21 protein-coding genes are annotated in these 18,229 nt (G+C 56.6%); 19 read left to right on the top strand and 2 right to left on the bottom strand.

Annotation, left to right across the window (positions count from 1 at the left end; genetic code table 11):
* Positions 1-1,680 carry a hypothetical protein gene (locus GRI41_RS07475; RefSeq protein ID WP_160604108.1) on the bottom strand — a complete coding sequence of 560 codons (1,680 nt, stop codon included), beginning with the start codon at positions 1,678-1,680 and terminating at the stop codon, positions 1-3.
* Between the two features lie 395 nt (positions 1,681-2,075).
* On the opposite strand from GRI41_RS07475, the gene GRI41_RS07470 reads away from it, so the two are divergent.
* The 4 genes from GRI41_RS07470 to GRI41_RS07455 all read left to right on the top strand — a co-directional run bounded on the left by GRI41_RS07470 (position 2,076) and on the right by GRI41_RS07455 (position 4,739).
* Complete coding sequence (locus tag GRI41_RS07470; protein ID WP_160604106.1) at positions 2,076-2,765, top strand: PilZ domain-containing protein; 690 nt, start codon at positions 2,076-2,078, stop codon at positions 2,763-2,765.
* 126 nt (positions 2,766-2,891) lie between these two features.
* Entirely contained in the window at positions 2,892-3,290 is a 399-nt protein-coding gene (apaG, locus tag GRI41_RS07465) for a Co2+/Mg2+ efflux protein ApaG (RefSeq protein ID WP_160604104.1), read from the top strand.
* Between the two features lie 115 nt (positions 3,291-3,405).
* Positions 3,406-4,197: a LysR substrate-binding domain-containing protein gene (locus GRI41_RS07460; protein ID WP_160604102.1), complete on the top strand. Its 792-nt coding sequence runs from the start codon at positions 3,406-3,408 to the stop codon at positions 4,195-4,197.
* Complete coding sequence (locus GRI41_RS07455) at positions 4,194-4,739, top strand: GNAT family N-acetyltransferase (RefSeq protein WP_160604100.1); 546 nt, start codon at positions 4,194-4,196, stop codon at positions 4,737-4,739. The genes GRI41_RS07460 and GRI41_RS07455 overlap by 4 nt, the downstream gene beginning before the upstream one ends.
* A 22-nt stretch (positions 4,740-4,761) precedes the next feature.
* On the opposite strand, the gene GRI41_RS07450 is transcribed toward GRI41_RS07455, so the two are convergent.
* Entirely contained in the window at positions 4,762-5,472 is a 711-nt protein-coding gene (locus tag GRI41_RS07450) for a hypothetical protein (protein WP_235901087.1), read from the bottom strand.
* A 589-nt stretch (positions 5,473-6,061) separates the two neighbouring features.
* On the opposite strand from GRI41_RS07450, the gene GRI41_RS07445 reads away from it, so the two are divergent.
* The 15 genes from GRI41_RS07445 (at position 6,062) to rplP (ending at position 18,228) form a co-directional block, all read left to right on the top strand.
* Positions 6,062-7,660, top strand: a complete 1,599-nt coding sequence (locus tag GRI41_RS07445; protein ID WP_160604098.1) for a patatin-like phospholipase family protein — start codon at positions 6,062-6,064, stop codon at positions 7,658-7,660.
* A 139-nt stretch (positions 7,661-7,799) separates the two neighbouring features.
* Positions 7,800-8,126 carry a winged helix-turn-helix domain-containing protein gene (locus GRI41_RS07440; RefSeq protein WP_160604097.1) on the top strand — a complete coding sequence of 109 codons (327 nt, stop codon included), beginning with the start codon at positions 7,800-7,802 and terminating at the stop codon, positions 8,124-8,126.
* Positions 8,127-8,513: 387 nt separating this feature from the next.
* Positions 8,514-8,885 carry a 30S ribosomal protein S12 gene (gene rpsL, locus GRI41_RS07435; protein WP_160604095.1) on the top strand — a complete coding sequence of 124 codons (372 nt, stop codon included), beginning with the start codon at positions 8,514-8,516 and terminating at the stop codon, positions 8,883-8,885.
* 135 nt (positions 8,886-9,020) lie between these two features.
* Complete coding sequence (gene rpsG / locus GRI41_RS07430; RefSeq protein ID WP_160604093.1) at positions 9,021-9,491, top strand: 30S ribosomal protein S7; 471 nt, start codon at positions 9,021-9,023, stop codon at positions 9,489-9,491.
* A 64-nt stretch (positions 9,492-9,555) separates the two neighbouring features.
* A complete protein-coding gene (gene fusA, locus GRI41_RS07425) occupies positions 9,556-11,685 on the top strand; it encodes an elongation factor G (RefSeq protein WP_160604091.1) in 2,130 nt (709 codons plus the stop codon).
* A gap of 91 nt (positions 11,686-11,776) precedes the next feature.
* Positions 11,777-12,967: an elongation factor Tu gene (tuf, locus tag GRI41_RS07420; protein ID WP_160604089.1), complete on the top strand. Its 1,191-nt coding sequence runs from the start codon at positions 11,777-11,779 to the stop codon at positions 12,965-12,967.
* A gap of 271 nt (positions 12,968-13,238) precedes the next feature.
* On the top strand, positions 13,239-13,550 hold the full coding sequence (rpsJ, locus tag GRI41_RS07415; RefSeq protein WP_061924928.1) for a 30S ribosomal protein S10: 312 nt from the start codon (positions 13,239-13,241) through the stop codon (positions 13,548-13,550).
* A gap of 207 nt (positions 13,551-13,757) precedes the next feature.
* Entirely contained in the window at positions 13,758-14,630 is an 873-nt protein-coding gene (gene rplC / locus GRI41_RS07410; RefSeq protein WP_160604087.1) for a 50S ribosomal protein L3, read from the top strand.
* A gap of 3 nt (positions 14,631-14,633) precedes the next feature.
* Entirely contained in the window at positions 14,634-15,260 is a 627-nt protein-coding gene (gene rplD / locus GRI41_RS07405) for a 50S ribosomal protein L4 (RefSeq protein ID WP_160604085.1), read from the top strand.
* Positions 15,253-15,564: a 50S ribosomal protein L23 gene (locus GRI41_RS07400; RefSeq protein WP_160604083.1), complete on the top strand. Its 312-nt coding sequence runs from the start codon at positions 15,253-15,255 to the stop codon at positions 15,562-15,564. Before rplD ends, GRI41_RS07400 begins: the two co-directional genes overlap by 8 nt.
* An 11-nt stretch (positions 15,565-15,575) precedes the next feature.
* Positions 15,576-16,412, top strand: coding sequence for a 50S ribosomal protein L2 (rplB, locus tag GRI41_RS07395; protein ID WP_160604081.1), 837 nt, complete (start codon positions 15,576-15,578; stop codon positions 16,410-16,412).
* A 5-nt stretch (positions 16,413-16,417) separates the two neighbouring features.
* A complete protein-coding gene (rpsS, locus tag GRI41_RS07390) occupies positions 16,418-16,693 on the top strand; it encodes a 30S ribosomal protein S19 (protein ID WP_160604079.1) in 276 nt (91 codons plus the stop codon).
* On the top strand, positions 16,693-17,076 hold the full coding sequence (rplV, locus tag GRI41_RS07385) for a 50S ribosomal protein L22 (protein WP_160604077.1): 384 nt from the start codon (positions 16,693-16,695) through the stop codon (positions 17,074-17,076). Before rpsS ends, rplV begins: the two co-directional genes overlap by 1 nt.
* Before the next feature lies 1 nt (position 17,077).
* Positions 17,078-17,773, top strand: coding sequence for a 30S ribosomal protein S3 (gene rpsC / locus GRI41_RS07380; protein ID WP_160604075.1), 696 nt, complete (start codon positions 17,078-17,080; stop codon positions 17,771-17,773).
* Between the two features lie 23 nt (positions 17,774-17,796).
* Positions 17,797-18,228, top strand: coding sequence for a 50S ribosomal protein L16 (rplP, locus tag GRI41_RS07375; protein WP_160604073.1), 432 nt, complete (start codon positions 17,797-17,799; stop codon positions 18,226-18,228).
* Position 18,229: the final 1 nt, after the last annotated feature.

Raw genomic sequence — 18,229 nt, 5'->3', positions numbered from 1 at the left:
TCAGGTTTGGCGCAATTGCCGGTGTATCTTGTCCTTTGCGCCCTTGTTCCACACGAATAGCGCGACCAGATCCCGGATTTCTTCCTCGTTCTTCCGGTAGAATCCCGGTTCCTGGATCGATCGGCGAAGCAAAGTCGATGTGCGCTCGAGCGTGCTGTCCGGTTCCGAAATAATCAGCCTGTCGGCAACTTCCACCGCCAGATCACGCCGTTCGATGGCCAGTGCAGCCAGCATCATATTGGTGTGCAGCAATCCGTCAGGGGCGGGATTTCGCGCGATCAAAGCATTCAATTGCTTATGCTCTGTCGTCTGCTCCGCATCGTCAGTCGGACAGCCGCTGGCTTCCGTTTCGGCCGCCGAAAGAAGCGTCGGATAGCTGGTTCCGCGCTCTTTCGCTTTGGCGATATATCCGCGTGCGCTGTCGCATGCCCCTTCTGCCACGGTCACCTTGGTCGCCACGAAATTGGCGAAGGCGTTGTGTTCATCAATCGCCAAAGCGCGAGTGACATATTTCCACGCGTCGGCTGACCGGGTCACTTCCTTCCCACCCAATATTTCAGACTGGTACATCATATAGGCTTTGCGCGCATACCAGAACGATGCGAACCGGTCCTTCGGGAACTTGTCGATACAGAAATCGAGCAAATTGGCGGTTTCGATCCCGCGCGTGCGGCTGTTCTCGATACTGATGAAACATTGATATGGCGACTGCGGCTCTTCCGAAACCTGCGCAAGTTCGTTCTTGGCGATCACCCCGTTGGGCGCAATCAGGAACACCAGGCTGGCCGAAATATCGGTCAGGAACACGCTGTCGTCATCCCTGTAGGCGACAGTTTCACTGTATAGCAGCGTGTCATCGCTGGCCCGCAATGTGACCTGGGCATCGGGCCGGGAGACCCCTTGGCCGAGATCCACGGTGACAATGTAATCTTCGTCCCCGCTGCTATCGCTTTGTGGAGCAGCCAGATTGGATACGAACGATTGATTGAGCTGATTGCGCGAAACCCGCGCCACCCGGGTCAGCAGGTCGTTGCTTCCGCTCGCATCGGAGAATTCTCCGGTACCGGTCAGCTTCAACTCGATCGATGGGGGCGCAAGGGCCTTGGCCCTTTGCGTCTGGGCGCCGACCAACACACCCAATGCGGCCAGCGAAATCGCCCCGGCGCCAAAGGCAAGAAAGTGGCGGTTGGCAAAGAAGGGTTTTTTGCGCGTTTCCACCGCAGCCAATTGCGCGGGTACCGGCTGGGATGGAGTGCCTGATTCGGCCTGACTGGGTTCAATCGATTCGGGTTTGGCGCCTTTCGATTGAAGGCTGTCGGGATAGGCCATCTTCCGGCTGCCCAGCCTCAGCCGGTAATCACCTTGCCTTATATAGGCGCAGTGTTCCGCAACGGGTTCATTCCGGCTGTAATAATTCGCCAGATTCGACCGGAGCCGTGACACCTGGACGCGCGGATAACTGTCATTCTGCAGATCGTAATTTTCCGGTTTTCCCAGACCATCGACTGCAATTGCGTATTGGGTAAGGTTTTTATCGCCCTCAATTGCTTGCTCGCACAAGAATAGCAGCAATTTTGACTGAATCGGCGCGCGGGTAAACAATGGGTCGACGAGAATAGCGTCCACTTCAACACGAAGCGCCGCACCCATTACATCACTGTTTTTCTGAGGTTCATCCATCGAAACGTTACTTTCACGTCGTTAAAATCTGTTAACCATGGCGTCCTCTCGAGATGTAAACTAGCACTAACCTGCTGTAATTGCAACGTGTAACGTCGTGAAACGTTACATTTGCGGTGCAAAACTTCAAATTTCCAGCCTTTCCAGCCATTTTCATGGGGCAGTTAAGAGATCACCTTGTTACTTCGACCAGTTGGTTACTTGCCGAAGTATTTGGTCCGATGGTTTCGATGCTTGCACACGCCGTCCCCCGAGCGGCACATTGAAAGTACAGATTGGCAGTCACTCCTTGCCCTGTTCGATTTTGCTTTCATACGAAACTGTCCGGCGGCTGAACCATAGTTCTAGCAGTGTCAGCCGCCGGATGGTTTCTTCAAGTTTCACGGAGACGAGATATGTTGCTGAACGAAAAAACGCTCTCTTCTACCAGCGCCTTTATGAATGGCTGCGGAGAAATGTCGGCGGTTTCGGACGCGGCCTTTCTTGGCCCTTGCCCCGAATTCGGCGAAAACCAGATTTTCTATAATCAGGAAAGACGCGCGGAAGAGCGCGTGGTTGGCGTGTTCCGCCTCTGCTGTCTGGAAATTGCCGGCGGAAATTATCTTGGTGTCGTCCGCAATATTTCGACATCGGGCGCGCAAATCCAGACCGACCTCGACCTCTCTATAGGTGACGAGGTGGCCTATCACTGGGACGGGATCGAACCGGTCAAGGCGCATGTCGTGTGGACGCGTTCCGGCCTTATCGGCATCCAGCACAGATCGGCTTTCAGCGGGTTTGAACGGGCACAGCCAACGCGCGCCGTCCGTGTCGCCTGCGAACTCGACGCCAAATTGTGGATCAACGGGATCGAAAAGCCATTTTCGGTGAAGAACATCTCTGTCACCGGATTGGGCGGAAGCTGCGATGAAATCTTGTCAAAGGGCGATCTTTTGACAGTGTCGGTTGCCCGGCGGATCATCGATTCGGCAACCGTGCGGTGGTGCAATTCCGGGCGCTTCGGCATCGAATTCCGCACGCCGCTGGCTCTGCAAAAGGCGATGGATATCCTCGCCAGGGACCGGGCACGCCGCGAACAAGCCTGATTCACAGCCTGAATCGCGGATGCACATTCGCCATGGCCGGAATTTGGCCCTTAAAATCGTGTCCCCAAAATCTTGGGGAAAGGGCGTTTGCCCCCGCGCCGCCGGATCGCTACATTCGCTGGCGCTATGAAGGAATTGTTCCAACACGCTGTCGTCACTGACGATATCACCGTCCGCGTTGCGGTGAACTTTTTGCCCGAACAATCGCAGCCCGAAGCGGGAAAGTGGTTCTGGGTCTATCACATCCGGATCGAAAACGGGTCGGACCAGACGGTGCAGCTGCAAAGCCGACACTGGCGGATCACCGATGCGCGCGGGATGGTCAATCATGTCGACGGGGAAGGGGTGGTTGGTGAACAGCCGATTCTCGCGCCCGGCCAGACGCATGATTATGTGTCCGGCTGCCCGCTGACCACGCCAAGCGGGACGATGGAAGGCTTCTATACTTTCACCAACCGCCAGAACGAAGCGATGGAAGTGCGCATACCGTTCTTCCCGCTGACCGCACCGGCCACCGCCGACTGAGCGTTTCGCGAAGCGGTTCATTTCGGCACTGCATTCATATTCTGGCCGATTCAGACGCTGTCCCGGCACAGCGCGGGTTGCCTACGCTGCAATGCAGCACTAAATCGACTTTCCGATGAAACGGACCCATCTCCCTCTCAACGCCTTGCGCGTTTATGACGCAGCGGCGCGGCATTTGTCTTTCACCCGCGCGGCAGACGAGCTCGCGGTGACGCCCGCCGCGGTCGGGCAGCAGATTCGCGCGCTCGAAGATCATCTGGGCACGGTGCTGTTTCGCCGGACCAGCAAGGGGCTGGAGCTGACGCCAGAAGGCTGCGCGGGCCTCGATGCGCTGCGCGAAGGGTTCCTCCGCTTCGAAGAAAGCGTGCAGGCGATGCAGGCGGGGCAGGCGAGCGACAGCTACACCATCGCCGCGCCGCGCGAATTTTACGCGCAATGGCTCGCCCCGCGATTGGCCGAATTCCGCAAGGAACATCCCGAAATCCGCTATCAATTGGTGGAAGACGAAAACGCCGATTTCACCGAGGCCAACCTCGACGCGGCGATCCGCCTGATTGACGGGCCGGGCGATCTGCAAGGTGTCGAACTGGCCCCTGCGCAGCGCGTGGTGGTGTCGATCGATGACGCGCCCGATACCTGGATCAACTGGCCCGGCGCGCCTTTGCCCGAAGGCGCAGAGGCAACGGTCGAAGTCGGCAATGCCGGGCAAGCACTCAGCAGCGCGATGGCGGGTATGGGCAAGGCGATCCTGCCCTATCTGCTCGTTTCCGAAGCGGTCGATGCGGGAAGGCTCAATATTCTCGAAGGCCCCGATGAAGGACGCCGCGCCTATTGGCTGGTCGCCCCGCCGCCGCAATGGCGCCAGAAGAAAGTCAAAGCGCTGGTCGCGTTCCTGACCGGCGAATGAGCACCGGGCAAGCGCCCGCTCTGCCAATCCCCACGCTGGAAACAGACCGCTTCACCCTGCGCCCGCTGGTCCGCGAGGATGCGCCCGCATTCTTCCCCACGCTCTCCTCCCCCGAACATTGCCGTTATCTGACGCGCGCTCCCTTTGCATCGCTGGAAGAGCTGGAAAGCTGGCTGTGCGACCCTGAGTGGAACGGCCGCAGCTGGAGCGCCGTGGAACGCGCCACCGGCGAAATCGCCGCGCGCGTGGTGGCTGTGCCGGGCGAAGAGGGATCGGTCGAAATCGGATATATCACCGCCGCGCACCGGCATGGGGAGGGCATCGCCAGCGAGTGCGCAAAACGGCTGATCGCCTACCTGTTCGGCGAAGAGCGCCACCACCGCATCACCGCCGGAACCGATCCGCGCAACGCCGCCTCCAACGCGCTGCTCGCCCGCCTCGGCTTCCGGCGAGAGGCGCATATGGTGGAAAGCATCAAAACCCATATCGGATGGTGCGACGAATATTTCTGGGCGATGCTGCGGCGCGAATGGCAGGGATAGCGCAGCGCCGCCACCCGGCGCATCACGCGCCGCTGCTGATATCGATCTGCCCCCGCTGCCCCAGCATCTCGGCATTTTCGCGCAGCGTCCTGGTCTTGTCGATCCCGGCGATATAGGCGCGCCCGGCCAGCTTGTTGGCCACCATATGGTCGAGCACCGGCAGCAACGCGGCCAGCTGCGCCCCGTTTTCGCGCGAGATATAGGCGCGCGCAGACTCCATCGCTTCATCGCGGAACTTGCGCCGCTCCGCCTCGTCCGGCGCGGCGCGCTGCGCACCGTATTTCTGCGGCAAACGGTAATGGAGCAGGAAGCGCAGCAGCGCATTGTCCGGCTTGTCCCACCAGCCCAGGATTTCACCGCCCGAGACTATCGGCGTGGATGTGCCCTGAATGGCACGCTCCAACGCACAATCCTCCAACCGCTGCACCCCGCGATCGAGCGCCGCATCCCACGCGGCAGAGAATTCCTCCGCCCCGGGCCGATGGCGGAGTTTGTAGAGCGCCTCCAGCGACTTGCCGATGGACTTGGCGGCCTGCTTGACGATGCCGGTTGCGGCGAGCGTGGCGATAAACCTGCGCTGGCGATCTGGCGTGATCGAATTGGAGCGCGGCGCGGTGTGGAGATAGGGGGTGAAGGCGAGCAACGGATCGTCGTCCTCGGGTGGCGGGGAGACGTGGGCGACGGCGGATGTGGCTTGGCGGGAAATAGTGCGTGTAGGGGTGGGGGATTTCAAAGTCAGACCTCAATGGCTTGGAATGGACCGGGTCGCGACCAGCGGCCCGCAAGGCCGACCGGCCGCCCGAGCTTATGCGAGGTAGCCAAGGAGTGCGGATGCATTCCGCCCGGCGACTGAGGACACAACAAACAGACTCGGGTTGGGCTGGGAAAGGAATCCTCCTCGTCCCGGGGAGGGGGACCATCCAAAGGATGGTGGAGGGGCACCTTAGATGAAGCCGGAGGCTCGCGGTTTTCGTCTGCTGTGGAGGCTGATGTGTCGGCGCTGTTTTGACTCACAGGAAGGCGCGAAGGCACGAAGGGTTCTGTGGGGCTGTCGTCGGGCATAACCCGCAGGCAGATTGCAGATTATGGGCGTGTAGGAAAATGGTTTGTCTAGTCGAACAATTGTCATCTGTACTTTAACCAAGGCCACGATGGTATTATCTGTGTCCCGTTCAATTGACCCACTTTATTCAACTATTTTGAGTCAGGGCGTGGATAATTGTTGGCTGTATCGAGAATACTGTAGACTCTTGTGCAAATCTGAATGAATTACGCAAATAGGGACGAAAAGGGGGGACTCATTCGCGATGGCGAAGAGGCGATTGTACGCTATATTTCAAGGAGGCGGCGCGCGGGGAATTGCCCATGTAGGAGCAATTGCAGCGCTCGAAACAGACGATATTGAATTTGCTGGCGTCGGCGGGTCATCTGCGGGAGCGATTGTCGCCGCACTAAAGGCTGTTGGTTATAGTTCAACCGACATGTTCAATTGTGAAGACGGCTCCAATATTCTGTCGAGAATAGACCTTAATCATGGGAAAGTTACGAGCGCGATTAAGCCAGCGACTGGCCCTCGGGATCTGTTCGGGGGGGTAGGCTGGTTTGCGATCATGGCCGCCAAGTTCTTGTGGCGGTATCGAATGTGGGTGATTTCCCTCTGGGCAGGTCTTTGGGTTGCGTTGCTAATTGCCAGTCACTTTTCTCCAAATAGAAACTTCTTGTTCTTATTTGCCTCACAGACGGTGATAGCATTTATCGGCGTATTGTGGGTCATGTACGGGTTAGCAAAATTGGATCGGTTTGTATCCGGTCTGGAGCAGATTCTGTCGCAGAAAGTTTCCGTAAATGATGGCGAACCTGTTACGTTTGAAGATCTGAAGAAAAGCGATTGTCTCCCGCTTCGCATCGTCGCGAGCAATATCTCCGATGGAAAAGAGGAGGTTTTCTCGGCTGAGACATCGCCGAATATTTCGGTCGCAGAGGCGGTAGCGGCGTCGGTTTGTGTGCCTTTTGTTTTCAGAGTGCGAACGATTGATGAAAAATGCTACTTCGACGGCGGACTTGTTTCTAACTTGCCGGCCTGGGTTTTTGACGAAGAAAGGATGCTCGACTCCGAGGCAATGACTGCCACAATCGAGGTTTCGGCGGAGCCCGCCAACGAAGTAGGCGTGAAAAAGGGGTTTTATGCAATAAAATCAGCTATAAGCACTGCTTTTTTTGGTCGAGCTACCCTTGAGAAGCGAGCTGTGCCAAACCTTCATGGGATTAGGCTTGAGCCATCAGTGAGAATGCTCGATTTTGACATGAGCGTTGATCTCGCCAGAGCCGAAATTGAGCTAGCAACAACTGAGTGCACCTTACGTCTTCTTACGCAGATTGTATCAATCCCCGCGCAGATGGAAGAGATTTGCGAGCAAATCTCTGGAGACGCTTTAGAGATTATCAACGAGTGGCGTGTTATCGAAGGGTCTCAGCCTCTTTCAGAGCCACCTAGAGTGGCCATTTTGCGACCGCCTATGGGAACTACGAATACACTTAAAATCGATTATTCTCATGGATTTATGGGGTTCACCGATAGTGGTATCTCACTTCCTATCGATAGTTCTATCGCGGGCTTCGCATTGACGAAGGATAAGCCGTTTTTCGCCAATCGTGGACATGATGACTGGAATGCTTCACTTCACAGACCCCAGGATCGCGCGCTGAAACATCGGATCAGGGATGAACTTGAGTGGATTCTTGCCATTCCGTTCACACACCTAGGGGTGGGCGAAAAGCGGCTAATACTTGCGTTAGATGGGCAACAATCCCTATGTGAGGATCGAGCAACCCTCACGGAATTGCTGCAAGAACTGAGTTTTGAGGTGCGAAATTTGTTGCAAGAGTTTGTCCCAGTGGAGGTGTTTCAAGATGGAAATTGAGTTGAACTCCGACATTATGGCGAAACTTTTCAGTCGTAGAGTTGGAGGGCGGTCTATCGTGACCAAAGGCCCTCGATACAACAGTCTTCGGAACAGGCGTAAAGAAATTGACGAGCGGACGCGGTCGCTCAGGCTCAAGTTGAGCGAGCAGTCAGGTCGCTCTTCTGAAGATGATGTGGCTAAGGCGGTTTTGAAAGTCCTTTTGCAAGCAGAGAACCACAAGGCCACTCTGAATGAGATTAGAGAACGATTGCCCGAATTTCTTGAGTTATCTGATGCTGATCGGTCTGTCTCTGATAGCCGACCTAAGGAGCAAGTCTGGGAGCAGCAGCTTCGGAATATAGTGAGCCATCGATCTGTTGACGGGAATTTTATCAAGCAAGGCTATTTGGAGAGCCCCGAACGCGGTATCCTAAGGCTGACCGACAGGGGGCATCGCTTTTTGGCGAGTGATGCCAACCAATAGTTTCGTAACGGTGTTGTCGATTAAAAACCCGCCCTTGACCCAACCCCAAACTCCCCCTAAAGGCGCGCCATCCGATGCTTGCTCCCTCCACCGAGTGGGTCTTGCATAGGGTAGATAGAGCTGAACATTGCCGGTTTAGTCCTGGGGGCCTTTCGCTTTTGCGGTGAGGCTCTTTTCTATTGAGCGGATTGCTATTCGCGTCAGGGCGGCCGTCAAAGTAACCCGGTGCCGTTTGGCGGGGGTGGAGTGTTGTCAGCTCGCGCTTGGATGTCGCTACGCGGCGTTCTTTGTTCGCTGGATTCCCGCTTTCGCGGGAATGACGGTGTAGCGCGGGTTTTCATTCCCCACCTTCTGATCGGCGCCTGATTAACAGGTGAAGAGTACTTCATGCCGACTATTAACCAGCTGGTCCGCAAGGGCCGCGTTCCGCAGAAGGCCAAATCAAAGGTCCCTGCAATGGAAGCAAACCCGCAGAAACGCGGCGTGTGCACCCGTGTCTATACGACTACGCCAAAGAAGCCGAACTCTGCGCTTCGTAAAGTTGCCAAGGTTCGCCTGACCAACAGCCGCGAAGTCATCTCCTACATCCCGGGCGAAGGCCACAACCTCCAGGAGCACTCCGTTGTGCTGATCCGCGGCGGCCGTGTGCGCGACCTTCCCGGTGTGCGTTACCACGTCCTGCGCGGCGTTCTGGATACGCAAGGGGTCAAGGACCGCAAGCAGAGCCGTTCGAAATACGGCGCTAAGCGTCCGAAATAAGGTTTAACGCGGCGGCGGCTCGCTCCCCCACCCGGTTACCGTACAGGGTAATCTCCGGGTGGCCGGGTGGGGGAGCGGGCCGGTGCCGCAGGACGCTCACGGATGTGAGCGGCCACTCCGAAGGAGTTATTAAATATGTCACGTCGTCGTCGTCCCGAGAAACGGGTCATCCTGCCCGATCCCAAGTTTGGTGATCAGGTTCTGTCGAAATTCATGAACAACCTCATGCTCGACGGTAAGAAATCCACCGCAGAACGCATCGTTTACGGTGCGCTTGATACGGTTGAAGCCAAGGCCAAGACCGATCCGGTGCAAATGTTCCATGATGCGCTGAACAACATCAAGCCGCAGGTCGAAGTTCGCAGCCGCCGTGTCGGTGGTGCGACGTACCAGGTTCCGGTGGAAGTTCGCCCCGAGCGTGCACAGGCGCTGGCGATCCGCTGGCTGATCGGTGCAGCGCGCGGCCGCCCTGAAACCACCATGTCAGCGCGTCTGTCGGGTGAGTTGATGGATGCGGCGAATAATCGCGGTAATGCGGTCAAGAAGCGCGAAGATTCGCACAAGATGGCCGACGCGAACCGCGCGTTCAGCCACTATCGTTGGTAACACTATCCCCCCTCTGCGCGGCCCGGTTTTCGAAGCTGCGCGGAATTAACGCAAGGAACTGATCATGGCGCGCGAACATCCGCTCGATCGTTATCGTAACATTGGTATTATGGCGCATATTGACGCCGGAAAGACCACGACCACAGAACGCATTCTGTACTACACGGGCAAATCCTACAAAATCGGCGAAGTGCATGATGGCGCGGCGACGATGGACTGGATGGAGCAAGAGCAGGAACGTGGGATCACGATTACCTCTGCTGCGACCACGTGTTTCTGGAATCCGGAAGATCCTGCGAAGGACCCCAAGGGTGATCCGAAATCGCTGCGCGAAACCCCGCAGCACCGGATTAACATCATCGACACGCCAGGCCACGTTGACTTCACCATCGAAGTCGAACGTTCGCTTCGCGTGCTCGACGGTGCGGTGGCCTGCTTCGACGGCGTTGCCGGCGTAGAGCCCCAGTCCGAAACCGTATGGCGCCAGGCGGACAAATACAAAGTCCCCCGGATGTGCTTCATCAACAAACTAGACCGCACCGGCGCAGACTTTAAGTACTGCGTGCAGTCAATCATCGACCGTCTGGGTTCGACACCGGCTGTGCTGTATCTGCCAATCGGTATCGAAAGCAATCTGACCGGCCTGGTCGATCTGGTGAATCAGCGTTCGATCACCTGGAAGAACGAAGATCTCGGTGCCGAGTATGAATATGGCGATATCCCTGAAGATATGGTCGATGAAGCTGCCGAATATCGCGAAAAGCTGATCGAGCTCGCAATCGAGCAAGACGACGATGCGATGGAAGCCTATTTCGAAGGTACAGAGCCCGATGCCGCAACGCTGAAAGCTCTGATCCGCAAAGGCACGCTGAACCAGAGCTTCGTTCCTGTGCTGTGCGGCTCTGCGTTTAAGAACAAGGGCGTTCAGCCTTTGCTCGACGCGGTTGTCGACTACATGCCGAGCCCGCTCGATGTTCCTGCAATTAAGGGCGTTCTGCCGGATTCAGAAACAGAAGACACGCGTCCATCGTCCGATGAGGCGCCATTCGCAGCGCTTGCGTTTAAAGTCATGAACGATCCGTTTGTCGGCTCGCTCACCTTTACCCGCATCTATTCGGGTAAGCTGGAAAAAGGCACGGTCCTCAACTCTGTGAAAGAGAAGAAGGAAAAGATCGGCCGTATTCTCGAAATGCACTCGAACGACCGTAAGGACATCGAAGAAGCATTCGCCGGCGATATCGTCGCGCTTGCCGGGATGAAGGCAACCACCACCGGTGACACGCTGTGCGATCCGGCCAAGCCTATCATTCTCGAGCGGATGGAATTCCCCGATCCGGTTATCGAACTCAGCGTTGAGCCGAAGACGAAAGCCGACCAAGAGAAGATGGGCGTTGCGCTCAATCGTCTCGCTGCCGAGGATCCATCGTTCCGCGTTTCGACTGACCACGAAAGCGGTCAGACGATCATCAAGGGTATGGGTGAACTTCACCTCGACATCCTGGTTGACCGTATGAAGCGCGAATTCAAGGTTGAGGCCAATGTTGGCGCGCCGCAGGTTGCTTATCGTGAATCGCTCGCTCGTGAGATCGAGGTTGATTACACACACAAGAAGCAATCGGGCGGTTCAGGCCAGTTCGGCCGTGCCAAAGTCACGGTCACTCCGGGTGAGCGCGGCCAGGGCATCATCTTCGAAGACCAGATCAAGGGCGGTAACATTCCGAAGGAATATATCCCGTCGGTCGAGAAGGGTATGCGCGAACAGGCCGAGAGCGGCTATATGGTTGGCTTCCCGATCATCGACTTCACCATCACTCTGACAGACGGCGCGTATCACGATGTCGACTCCAGCACGGTGGCGTTCGAAATCTGTGGTCGCGGTGCGATGCGTGAAGCTGCCGAGCGCGGCGGCATCAAGCTCCTCGAACCGGTGATGAAGGTTGAAGTCATCACCCCCGAAGACTACCTTGGTGACGTGATCGGCGACCTCAATTCTCGCCGTGGCCAAATCCAGGGCACCGACACACGCGGCAATGCACAGGCAGTCGATGCTTTCGTGCCACTGGCCAACATGTTCGGTTACGTGAACGAGCTGCGTTCGTTCACGCAAGGTCGTGCAAACTACTCGATGCAGTTCTCTCACTACGAGGAAGTTCCGGCGAGTGTTGCACAAGAGGTCAAGGAGAAGCTTGCCTAAGGCGAGCGATGCGTTTAGGGGCGGCGCCTGATTATACGGGTGCCGCTGATTCCCGTATTTTGTTTAGTTTATACACTAGAGGTTATTGAAAATGGCGAAGGAAAAATTTGAGCGGAACAAGCCGCACTGCAACATCGGCACCATCGGTCACGTTGACCATGGTAAAACGACGTTGACTGCGGCGATTACCAAGGTGATGGCAGAGGCCAATGGCGGCGCTGCCGTTGATTTCGCTAACATCGATAAGGCTCCTGAAGAGCGCGAGCGTGGTATCACGATCTCGACCGCTCACGTTGAGTACGAAACTGAGAGCCGTCACTACGCACACGTCGACTGCCCAGGTCACGCTGACTATGTTAAGAACATGATCACCGGTGCTGCGCAGATGGACGGCGCTATCCTGGTTGTGAACGCAGCTGACGGCCCGATGCCACAAACTCGCGAGCACATCCTGCTTGCGCGTCAGGTCGGTGTTCCTGCGCTGGTCGTTTACATGAACAAAGTTGACCAGGTCGACGACGAGGAAATTCTCGAACTCGTTGAAATGGAAGTTCGTGAACTGCTTTCGAGCTATGACTTCGACGGTGACAACATTGCCATCGTTAAAGGTTCGGCTCTGGCTGCTCTCGAAGGCCGTGACGACGAAATCGGCAAGAACTCGATCCTCGAGCTGATGGCTGCTGTTGACGAAAACATTCCACAGCCTGAGCGTCCGGTCGATCAAGACTTCCTGATGCCGATCGAAGACGTGTTCTCGATCTCGGGTCGTGGTACTGTTGTTACCGGCCGTATCGAAACCGGCGTTGTAAACGTTGGCGACGAAGTCGAAATCGTGGGTATCCGCGAAACCGGCAAAACCACCGTTACCGGCGTTGAAATGTTCCGCAAGCTGCTCGATCGCGGTGAAGCAGGCGACAACGTGGGTGCTCTGGTTCGCGGCATCGGCCGTGAAGACGTAGAGCGTGGTCAGGTTCTGGCGAAGCCTGGCTCGGTTAACCCGCACACAGAATTCTCGGCAGAAGTTTACGTCCTTTCGAAGGACGAAGGTGGCCGTCACACGCCATTCTTTGCGAACTACCGTCCGCAATTCTACTTCCGTACCACTGACGTAACCGGCGAAGTGATCCTTCCGAAGGACACCGAGATGGTTATGCCTGGCGACAACGTGACAATCGACGTTAAGCTGATTGCACCGATCGCTATGGACCAAGGTCTCCGCTTCGCGATCCGCGAAGGTGGCCGTACCGTTGGTTCGGGTGTTGTTGGCTCGATCAAAGCCTAACAGACACACATTCAACAAGCGCCCGGCGGCCTAATGGTTCGCCGGGCGTTTTGTTTCTTGCGGCCCGGATCCGGAACCGCATGCAAATTTGCTAATGATTTGTATGTCGGGGGTTGCAAGGCGGGGGCGTTACCCATATAGGGCGCGTCAACGAACGAGATTCGTCTCAAATTCGGAAAAGTTTTGGATCAGTGGCCCTGCTCTCCCTCGGAGACGGGAGAGGGCGGATCGCTGGTTTTTGTTATTTGCTCTTTCTCATTGGTAGTTGGACATGGAAGCCCAGAATATTCGCATTCGCCTGAAGGCGTTTGATCACCGCGTACTTGACCAGGCAACTGGCGAAATCGCTGAAACCGCTCGCCGCACTGGCGCGCTAATTCGTGGCCCCATTCCGATGCCGACGAGAATTGAGAAGTTCACCGTGAACCGCGGCCCGCACATTGACAAGAAGTCGCGCGAGCAGTTCGAGGTGCGTACTTACAAGCGGCTGCTCGATATCGTGCAGCCTAACGCCCAGACCGTAGACGCGCTTATGAAGCTCGATCTTGCTGCCGGCGTTAACGTTGAAATCAAGCTCGCTTGATTTTAGTGGCTCCGGCTAGAGCCGGGGCGAAGGCATAGGAATACCGCCGGGTCCCTCTTGCAGGAATTAGGCCCGGGTCTGCGTTCCCCGTCTCGCAATCCCAAGCAATTGGGTGCGCACTCAGCCCGGACGGGGCAATGCATCACAATTTGGGCTGGCACGCACATGGGAATGGTCCTGTGTGCCTCTGTGTTAGGAGTTTTGACGATGCGCACTGGCGTAGTCGCAAGAAAAGTCGGGATGACCCGCCTGTTCCAGGAGGATGGACGTCACGTACCCGTGACCGTTCTGTCTCTGGATGATTGCCAAGTTATTTCTCACCGCACCGATGAAGTTGACGGCTATGTCGCACTTCAGGTCGGTTCGGGTGAGGCCAAGCAAAAGAACGTAGCCAAGCCGCAGCGCGAGCATTTCGCGAAAGCTGGCGTGCCGATGAAGCGCAAAGTTGCCGAGTTCCGTCTCGACAGCGAAGAAGCGCTTCTTCCGGTTGGCGCACGCATTTCGGCAGAGCACTTCGTTGCTGGCCAAAAAGTCGACATCACCGGTCACACGCAGGGTAAAGGCTTTGCCGGTGCCATGAAGCGTTGGGGCTTCGGTGGTCTGCGCGCGACGCACGGTGTTTCGATCTCTCACCGTTCGCACGGTTCGACGGGTAACCGTCAGGATCCCGGCCGCGTGTTTAAGGGCAAGAAGATGGCCGGCCACATGGGCGACCGTCAGCGTACCCAGCAAAATCTCGAAATCGTTCGTACTGACGCGGTGCGTGGTCTTCTGTTCGTCAAGGGCTCGGTCCCCGGGCACAAGAACGCATGGCTCGTTGTTCGCGATTCCGTGAAGCTGAAGATGCCTGAAAATCTTCCGTTCCCCGGCGTTATGCGCCGCAACGAAGATGAGTTTGCTTCTGAGGAAGCAACGCCTGGTCTGGTAGAGAGCGCAGCTGAGCACGAAGTGACCGAAGCTGTATCTCCCGAGCAGCAAGAGAAATTGGAAGCTGCGGTTGAGGCCGAAGCGACCGAATCTGAAACCCCAAAGTCTGATGAGGGCGACAAGCCCGCAGATGACGCTGGTAAGGAGGGCTAAGCCATGAAGGTGAAGGTCCAGAAAATCGACGGCGGTAAAGGTACCGGCGACGTGACCCTCGACAAAGCCGTTTTCGGTGTCGAACCACGCGCTGACATTCTTCACCGCGTTGTCACTTGGCAGCTTGAAAATCGCCGCGGAACCGCGCGCGCTGCTCAGGAACGCTCAGACGTCAACCGTACCGGTAAGAAGCACGGCAACCAGAAGGGCGGCGGTGTCGCTCGTCACGGTGCGCGCAGTGCTCCGATCTTTATCGGCGGTGGTAAAGCGCACGGCCCTCGTCGTCGTGACTTCAACCAGTCGCTCAACAAGAAGATCCGGGCGCTTGGCCTGAAGATGGCTCTTTCGAGCAAGGCGAAAGACGGTCTGGTGATCGTTGATAGCCTGAAACTGAAAGACGCCAAGACCAAGGCGCTGAAAGCCCAGTTCGAGAAAGCTGGCTACGGCAAGAAGGTTTTGGTGATCGACGGTGAATCTGTTGATGACAGTTTCCGCAAGGCAGCTGGAAACCTTCGCGGTGTCAATGTGATGCCGGCGCAAGGTGCCAACGTCTATGACATTCTCAACCACGACACTTTGGTCCTGACCAAAGACGCTGTCGAAAAGCTGGAGGCGCGCTTCAATGGCTAAAAAGCAAGAAGTAGACGCGCGTCACTACGACGTTGTGCTCTCTCCTCACATCACCGAGAAGTCGACTCTGCTGTCTGAAAATGACGCGGTTGTCTTCAAGGTCGCAAATGACGCTACCAAGCCTCAGATCAAAGAAGCCGTCGAAGCTCTCTTTGATACCAAGGTGAAGAGCGTCAACACCATTGTCCAGAAGGGCAAGGTCAAGCGCTGGAAGGGTCGTCCCTACAAGCGTTCCGACTTCAAAAAAGCAATTGTGACGTTGGTTGAGGGCGAAGACCCAATCGACATCACCGGCGGAATCTGAGGGCAGGACTGATGGCACTCAAGAATTACAAACCGACAAGCCCCGCACGCCGCGGCCTTATCCTTGTCGACAAGTCCGGCCTGTACAAAGGCAAGCCGGTCAAGTCGCTCACGGAAGGCAAGCGTAAAACCGGTGGCCGGAACAACAAAGGTCATGTCACTTCGCGTGGCATCGGCGGTGGTCACAAGCAGAAGTACCGCTTCATCGACTTCAAACGTCGTAAGTGGGATGTCGAAGGCACTGTGGAGCGGATCGAATATGATCCCAACCGCACCGCTTTCATCGCGCTGATCAAATATGCCGATGGCGAGCAAGCCTACATTATCTGCCCGCAGCGTCTGGCTGTTGGCGATAGCGTGATTGCTGGCGAGAAGGTTGATACCAAGCCTGGCAACGCCATGCTTCTGGGCCAGATGCCGGTTGGCACCATTTGCCACAACGTGGAAATGAAGCCCGGCAAAGGCGGTCAGATCGCTCGCTCTGCAGGCACTTACGTGCAGCTGGTTGGCCGCGACCGCGGTATGGTCATCGTGCGTTTGAACTCGGGTGAGCAACGCTACCTACGTTCGGATTGCATGGGTACGGTTGGCGCGGTTTCGAACCCTGACAACCAGAACCAGAACCTTGGTAAAGCTGGCCGTCGCCGCTGGATGGGCGTCAAGCCACTGACACGCGGCGTTGCCAAGAACCCGATCGACCACCCACACGGTGGTGGTGAAGGCCGTACATCGGGTGGTCGCCATCCGGTTACGCCATGGGGCAAGCCGACCAAGGGTGCTCGCACTCGCAAGAACAAGCAAACGGATAAGATGATCATCCGTTCGCGTCACGCCAAGAAGAAGAGGTAATCGAGATGGCTCGCTCCGTCTGGAAAGGTCCGTTCGTAGACCTCCACCTGCTGAAAAAGGCAGAAGATGCACAGGAAAGTGGCAACCACAAGCCGATCAAGACTTGGTCGCGCCGGTCCACTGTCCTGCCACAATTCGTCGGCCTGACGTTCAACGTCTATAACGGCCAGAAGTTTATTCCGGTGTCCGTCAACGAGGACATGGTTGGTCACAAGCTTGGTGAATTTTCGCCAACGCGGACTTTCCCTGGCCACGCTTCGGACAAGAAGGGTAAGCGCTAATGGGTAAGGCAAAATCTCCCCGCCGTGTTGGCGATAACGAGGCATTGGCTGTCGGCACCACCATCCGTGGTTCGGCTCAGAAGCTCAATCTCGTTGCTGCGCTGATCCGCGGCAAGAAGGTCGAAGATGCTCTGAACATCCTCGCTTTCTCGCGCAAGCAAATGGCCAAAGACACCACCAAGGTTCTGGCATCTGCAATCGCGAATGCGGAAAACAACCACAATCTCGACGTTGACTCGCTGATCGTGGCTGAAGCCAGCGTTGGCAAAGCGATCACGATGAAGCGCTTCCACACACGTGGTCGCGGTAAGTCTACCCGCATCCTGAAGCCATTCAGCCGCCTGCGCATCGTCGTACGCGAGCACGAAGAAGAGGAAGCGTAAGATGGGTCAGAAGAGTAATCCGATCGGCCTGCGCCTGCAGATCAACCGTACTTGGGACAGCCGCTGGTACGCCGAAGGGCGCGACTATGCACAGCTTCTCAAAGAAGACATCGAGATGCGCAAATTCATCATCGATACGCTGCCACAGGCTGCGATTTCGAAGGTGGTTATCGAGCGTCCGGCCAAAATGTGCCGCGTTTCGATCTATGCCGCGCGTCCCGGTGTAATCATCGGTAAGAAAGGCGCAGACATCGAGAAACTGCGCGCCAAGCTTGCCGGCATGACCGACAGCGAAGTGAAGCTGAACATCGTCGAAATCCGCAAGCCGGAAGTTGACGCCAAGCTGATCGCCCAAGGCATTGCTGACCAGCTGCTGCGCCGTATTGCGTTCCGCCGTGCGATGAAGCGCGCGATGCAATCCGCGATGCGTCTGGGTGCCGAAGGTATCAAGATCGTTTGCGGTGGCCGTCTGGGTGGTGCTGAAATCGCCCGCGTCGAGCAGTACCGTGAAGGCCGCGTTCCTTTGCACACACTGCGCGCGAATATCGACTACGCCGAAACCGAAGCGCTCACCGCTTACGGTATTATCGGTATCAAGGTTTGGGTCTTCAAAGGCGAAATCCTTGGTCATGATCCAACCGCTCAAGACCGGCTGATGATGGAAGCGCAAACTTCCGGCGTCCGTCCGGCTCGCTGATTTAGAATTCGAGAGTAAGCACCATGCTACAACCGAAAAAACACAAATTCCGCAAGGCTTTCAAAGGCCGGATTAAGGGCGACGCCAAAGGCGGCACCGTTCTGAACTTCGGTTCTTACGGCCTCAAGGCTCTCGAGCCAGAGCGTATCACTGCACGCCAGATCGAAGCTGCGCGTCGTGCGATTACACGCCACATGAAACGTCAAGGGCGTTTGTGGATCCGTGTATTCCCCGACGTTCCGGTTTCGAAGAAGCCTGCCGAAGTCCGTCAGGGTAAAGGTAAGGGTTCGGTCGAATATTGGGCAGCACGGGTTAAGCCCGGCCGCATCCTGTTCGAACTCGATGGCGTTCCCGGCCCATTGGCTGCTGCCGCTTTCGAGCGTGCGGCCATGAAGCTTCCTATCAAAACCAAAGTTGTTGCCCGTCTGGGTGACACTTCGCACCTGGAGGGTTGAT

It is taken from the genome of Pontixanthobacter aquaemixtae (assembly GCF_009827395.1).
In the GTDB taxonomy this organism is placed as follows: Bacteria; Pseudomonadota; Alphaproteobacteria; order Sphingomonadales; family Sphingomonadaceae; genus Pontixanthobacter; species Pontixanthobacter aquaemixtae.
Note: the sequence above shows the minus strand (reverse complement) of the source record. Positions and strands in the feature narration are given on the sequence as shown.

What these genes read in the sequence shown, in the direction of transcription:
- GRI41_RS07475 (WP_160604108.1), bottom strand. Translation starts at nt 1,680, where the DNA reads ATGGATGAACCTCAGAAAAACAGTGATGTAATGGGTGCGGCGCTTCGT.
- GRI41_RS07470 (WP_160604106.1), top strand. Translation starts at nt 2,076, where the DNA reads ATGTTGCTGAACGAAAAAACGCTCTCTTCTACCAGCGCCTTTATGAAT.
- apaG (WP_160604104.1), top strand. Translation starts at nt 2,892, where the DNA reads ATGAAGGAATTGTTCCAACACGCTGTCGTCACTGACGATATCACCGTC.
- GRI41_RS07460 (WP_160604102.1), top strand. Translation starts at nt 3,406, where the DNA reads ATGAAACGGACCCATCTCCCTCTCAACGCCTTGCGCGTTTATGACGCA.
- GRI41_RS07455 (WP_160604100.1), top strand. Translation starts at nt 4,194, where the DNA reads ATGAGCACCGGGCAAGCGCCCGCTCTGCCAATCCCCACGCTGGAAACA.
- rpsL (WP_160604095.1), top strand. Translation starts at nt 8,514, where the DNA reads ATGCCGACTATTAACCAGCTGGTCCGCAAGGGCCGCGTTCCGCAGAAG.
- rpsG (WP_160604093.1), top strand. Translation starts at nt 9,021, where the DNA reads ATGTCACGTCGTCGTCGTCCCGAGAAACGGGTCATCCTGCCCGATCCC.
- fusA (WP_160604091.1), top strand. Translation starts at nt 9,556, where the DNA reads ATGGCGCGCGAACATCCGCTCGATCGTTATCGTAACATTGGTATTATG.
- tuf (WP_160604089.1), top strand. Translation starts at nt 11,777, where the DNA reads ATGGCGAAGGAAAAATTTGAGCGGAACAAGCCGCACTGCAACATCGGC.
- rpsJ (WP_061924928.1), top strand. Translation starts at nt 13,239, where the DNA reads ATGGAAGCCCAGAATATTCGCATTCGCCTGAAGGCGTTTGATCACCGC.
- rplC (WP_160604087.1), top strand. Translation starts at nt 13,758, where the DNA reads ATGCGCACTGGCGTAGTCGCAAGAAAAGTCGGGATGACCCGCCTGTTC.
- rplD (WP_160604085.1), top strand. Translation starts at nt 14,634, where the DNA reads ATGAAGGTGAAGGTCCAGAAAATCGACGGCGGTAAAGGTACCGGCGAC.
- GRI41_RS07400 (WP_160604083.1), top strand. Translation starts at nt 15,253, where the DNA reads ATGGCTAAAAAGCAAGAAGTAGACGCGCGTCACTACGACGTTGTGCTC.
- rplB (WP_160604081.1), top strand. Translation starts at nt 15,576, where the DNA reads ATGGCACTCAAGAATTACAAACCGACAAGCCCCGCACGCCGCGGCCTT.
- rpsS (WP_160604079.1), top strand. Translation starts at nt 16,418, where the DNA reads ATGGCTCGCTCCGTCTGGAAAGGTCCGTTCGTAGACCTCCACCTGCTG.
- rplV (WP_160604077.1), top strand. Translation starts at nt 16,693, where the DNA reads ATGGGTAAGGCAAAATCTCCCCGCCGTGTTGGCGATAACGAGGCATTG.
- rpsC (WP_160604075.1), top strand. Translation starts at nt 17,078, where the DNA reads ATGGGTCAGAAGAGTAATCCGATCGGCCTGCGCCTGCAGATCAACCGT.
- rplP (WP_160604073.1), top strand. Translation starts at nt 17,797, where the DNA reads ATGCTACAACCGAAAAAACACAAATTCCGCAAGGCTTTCAAAGGCCGG.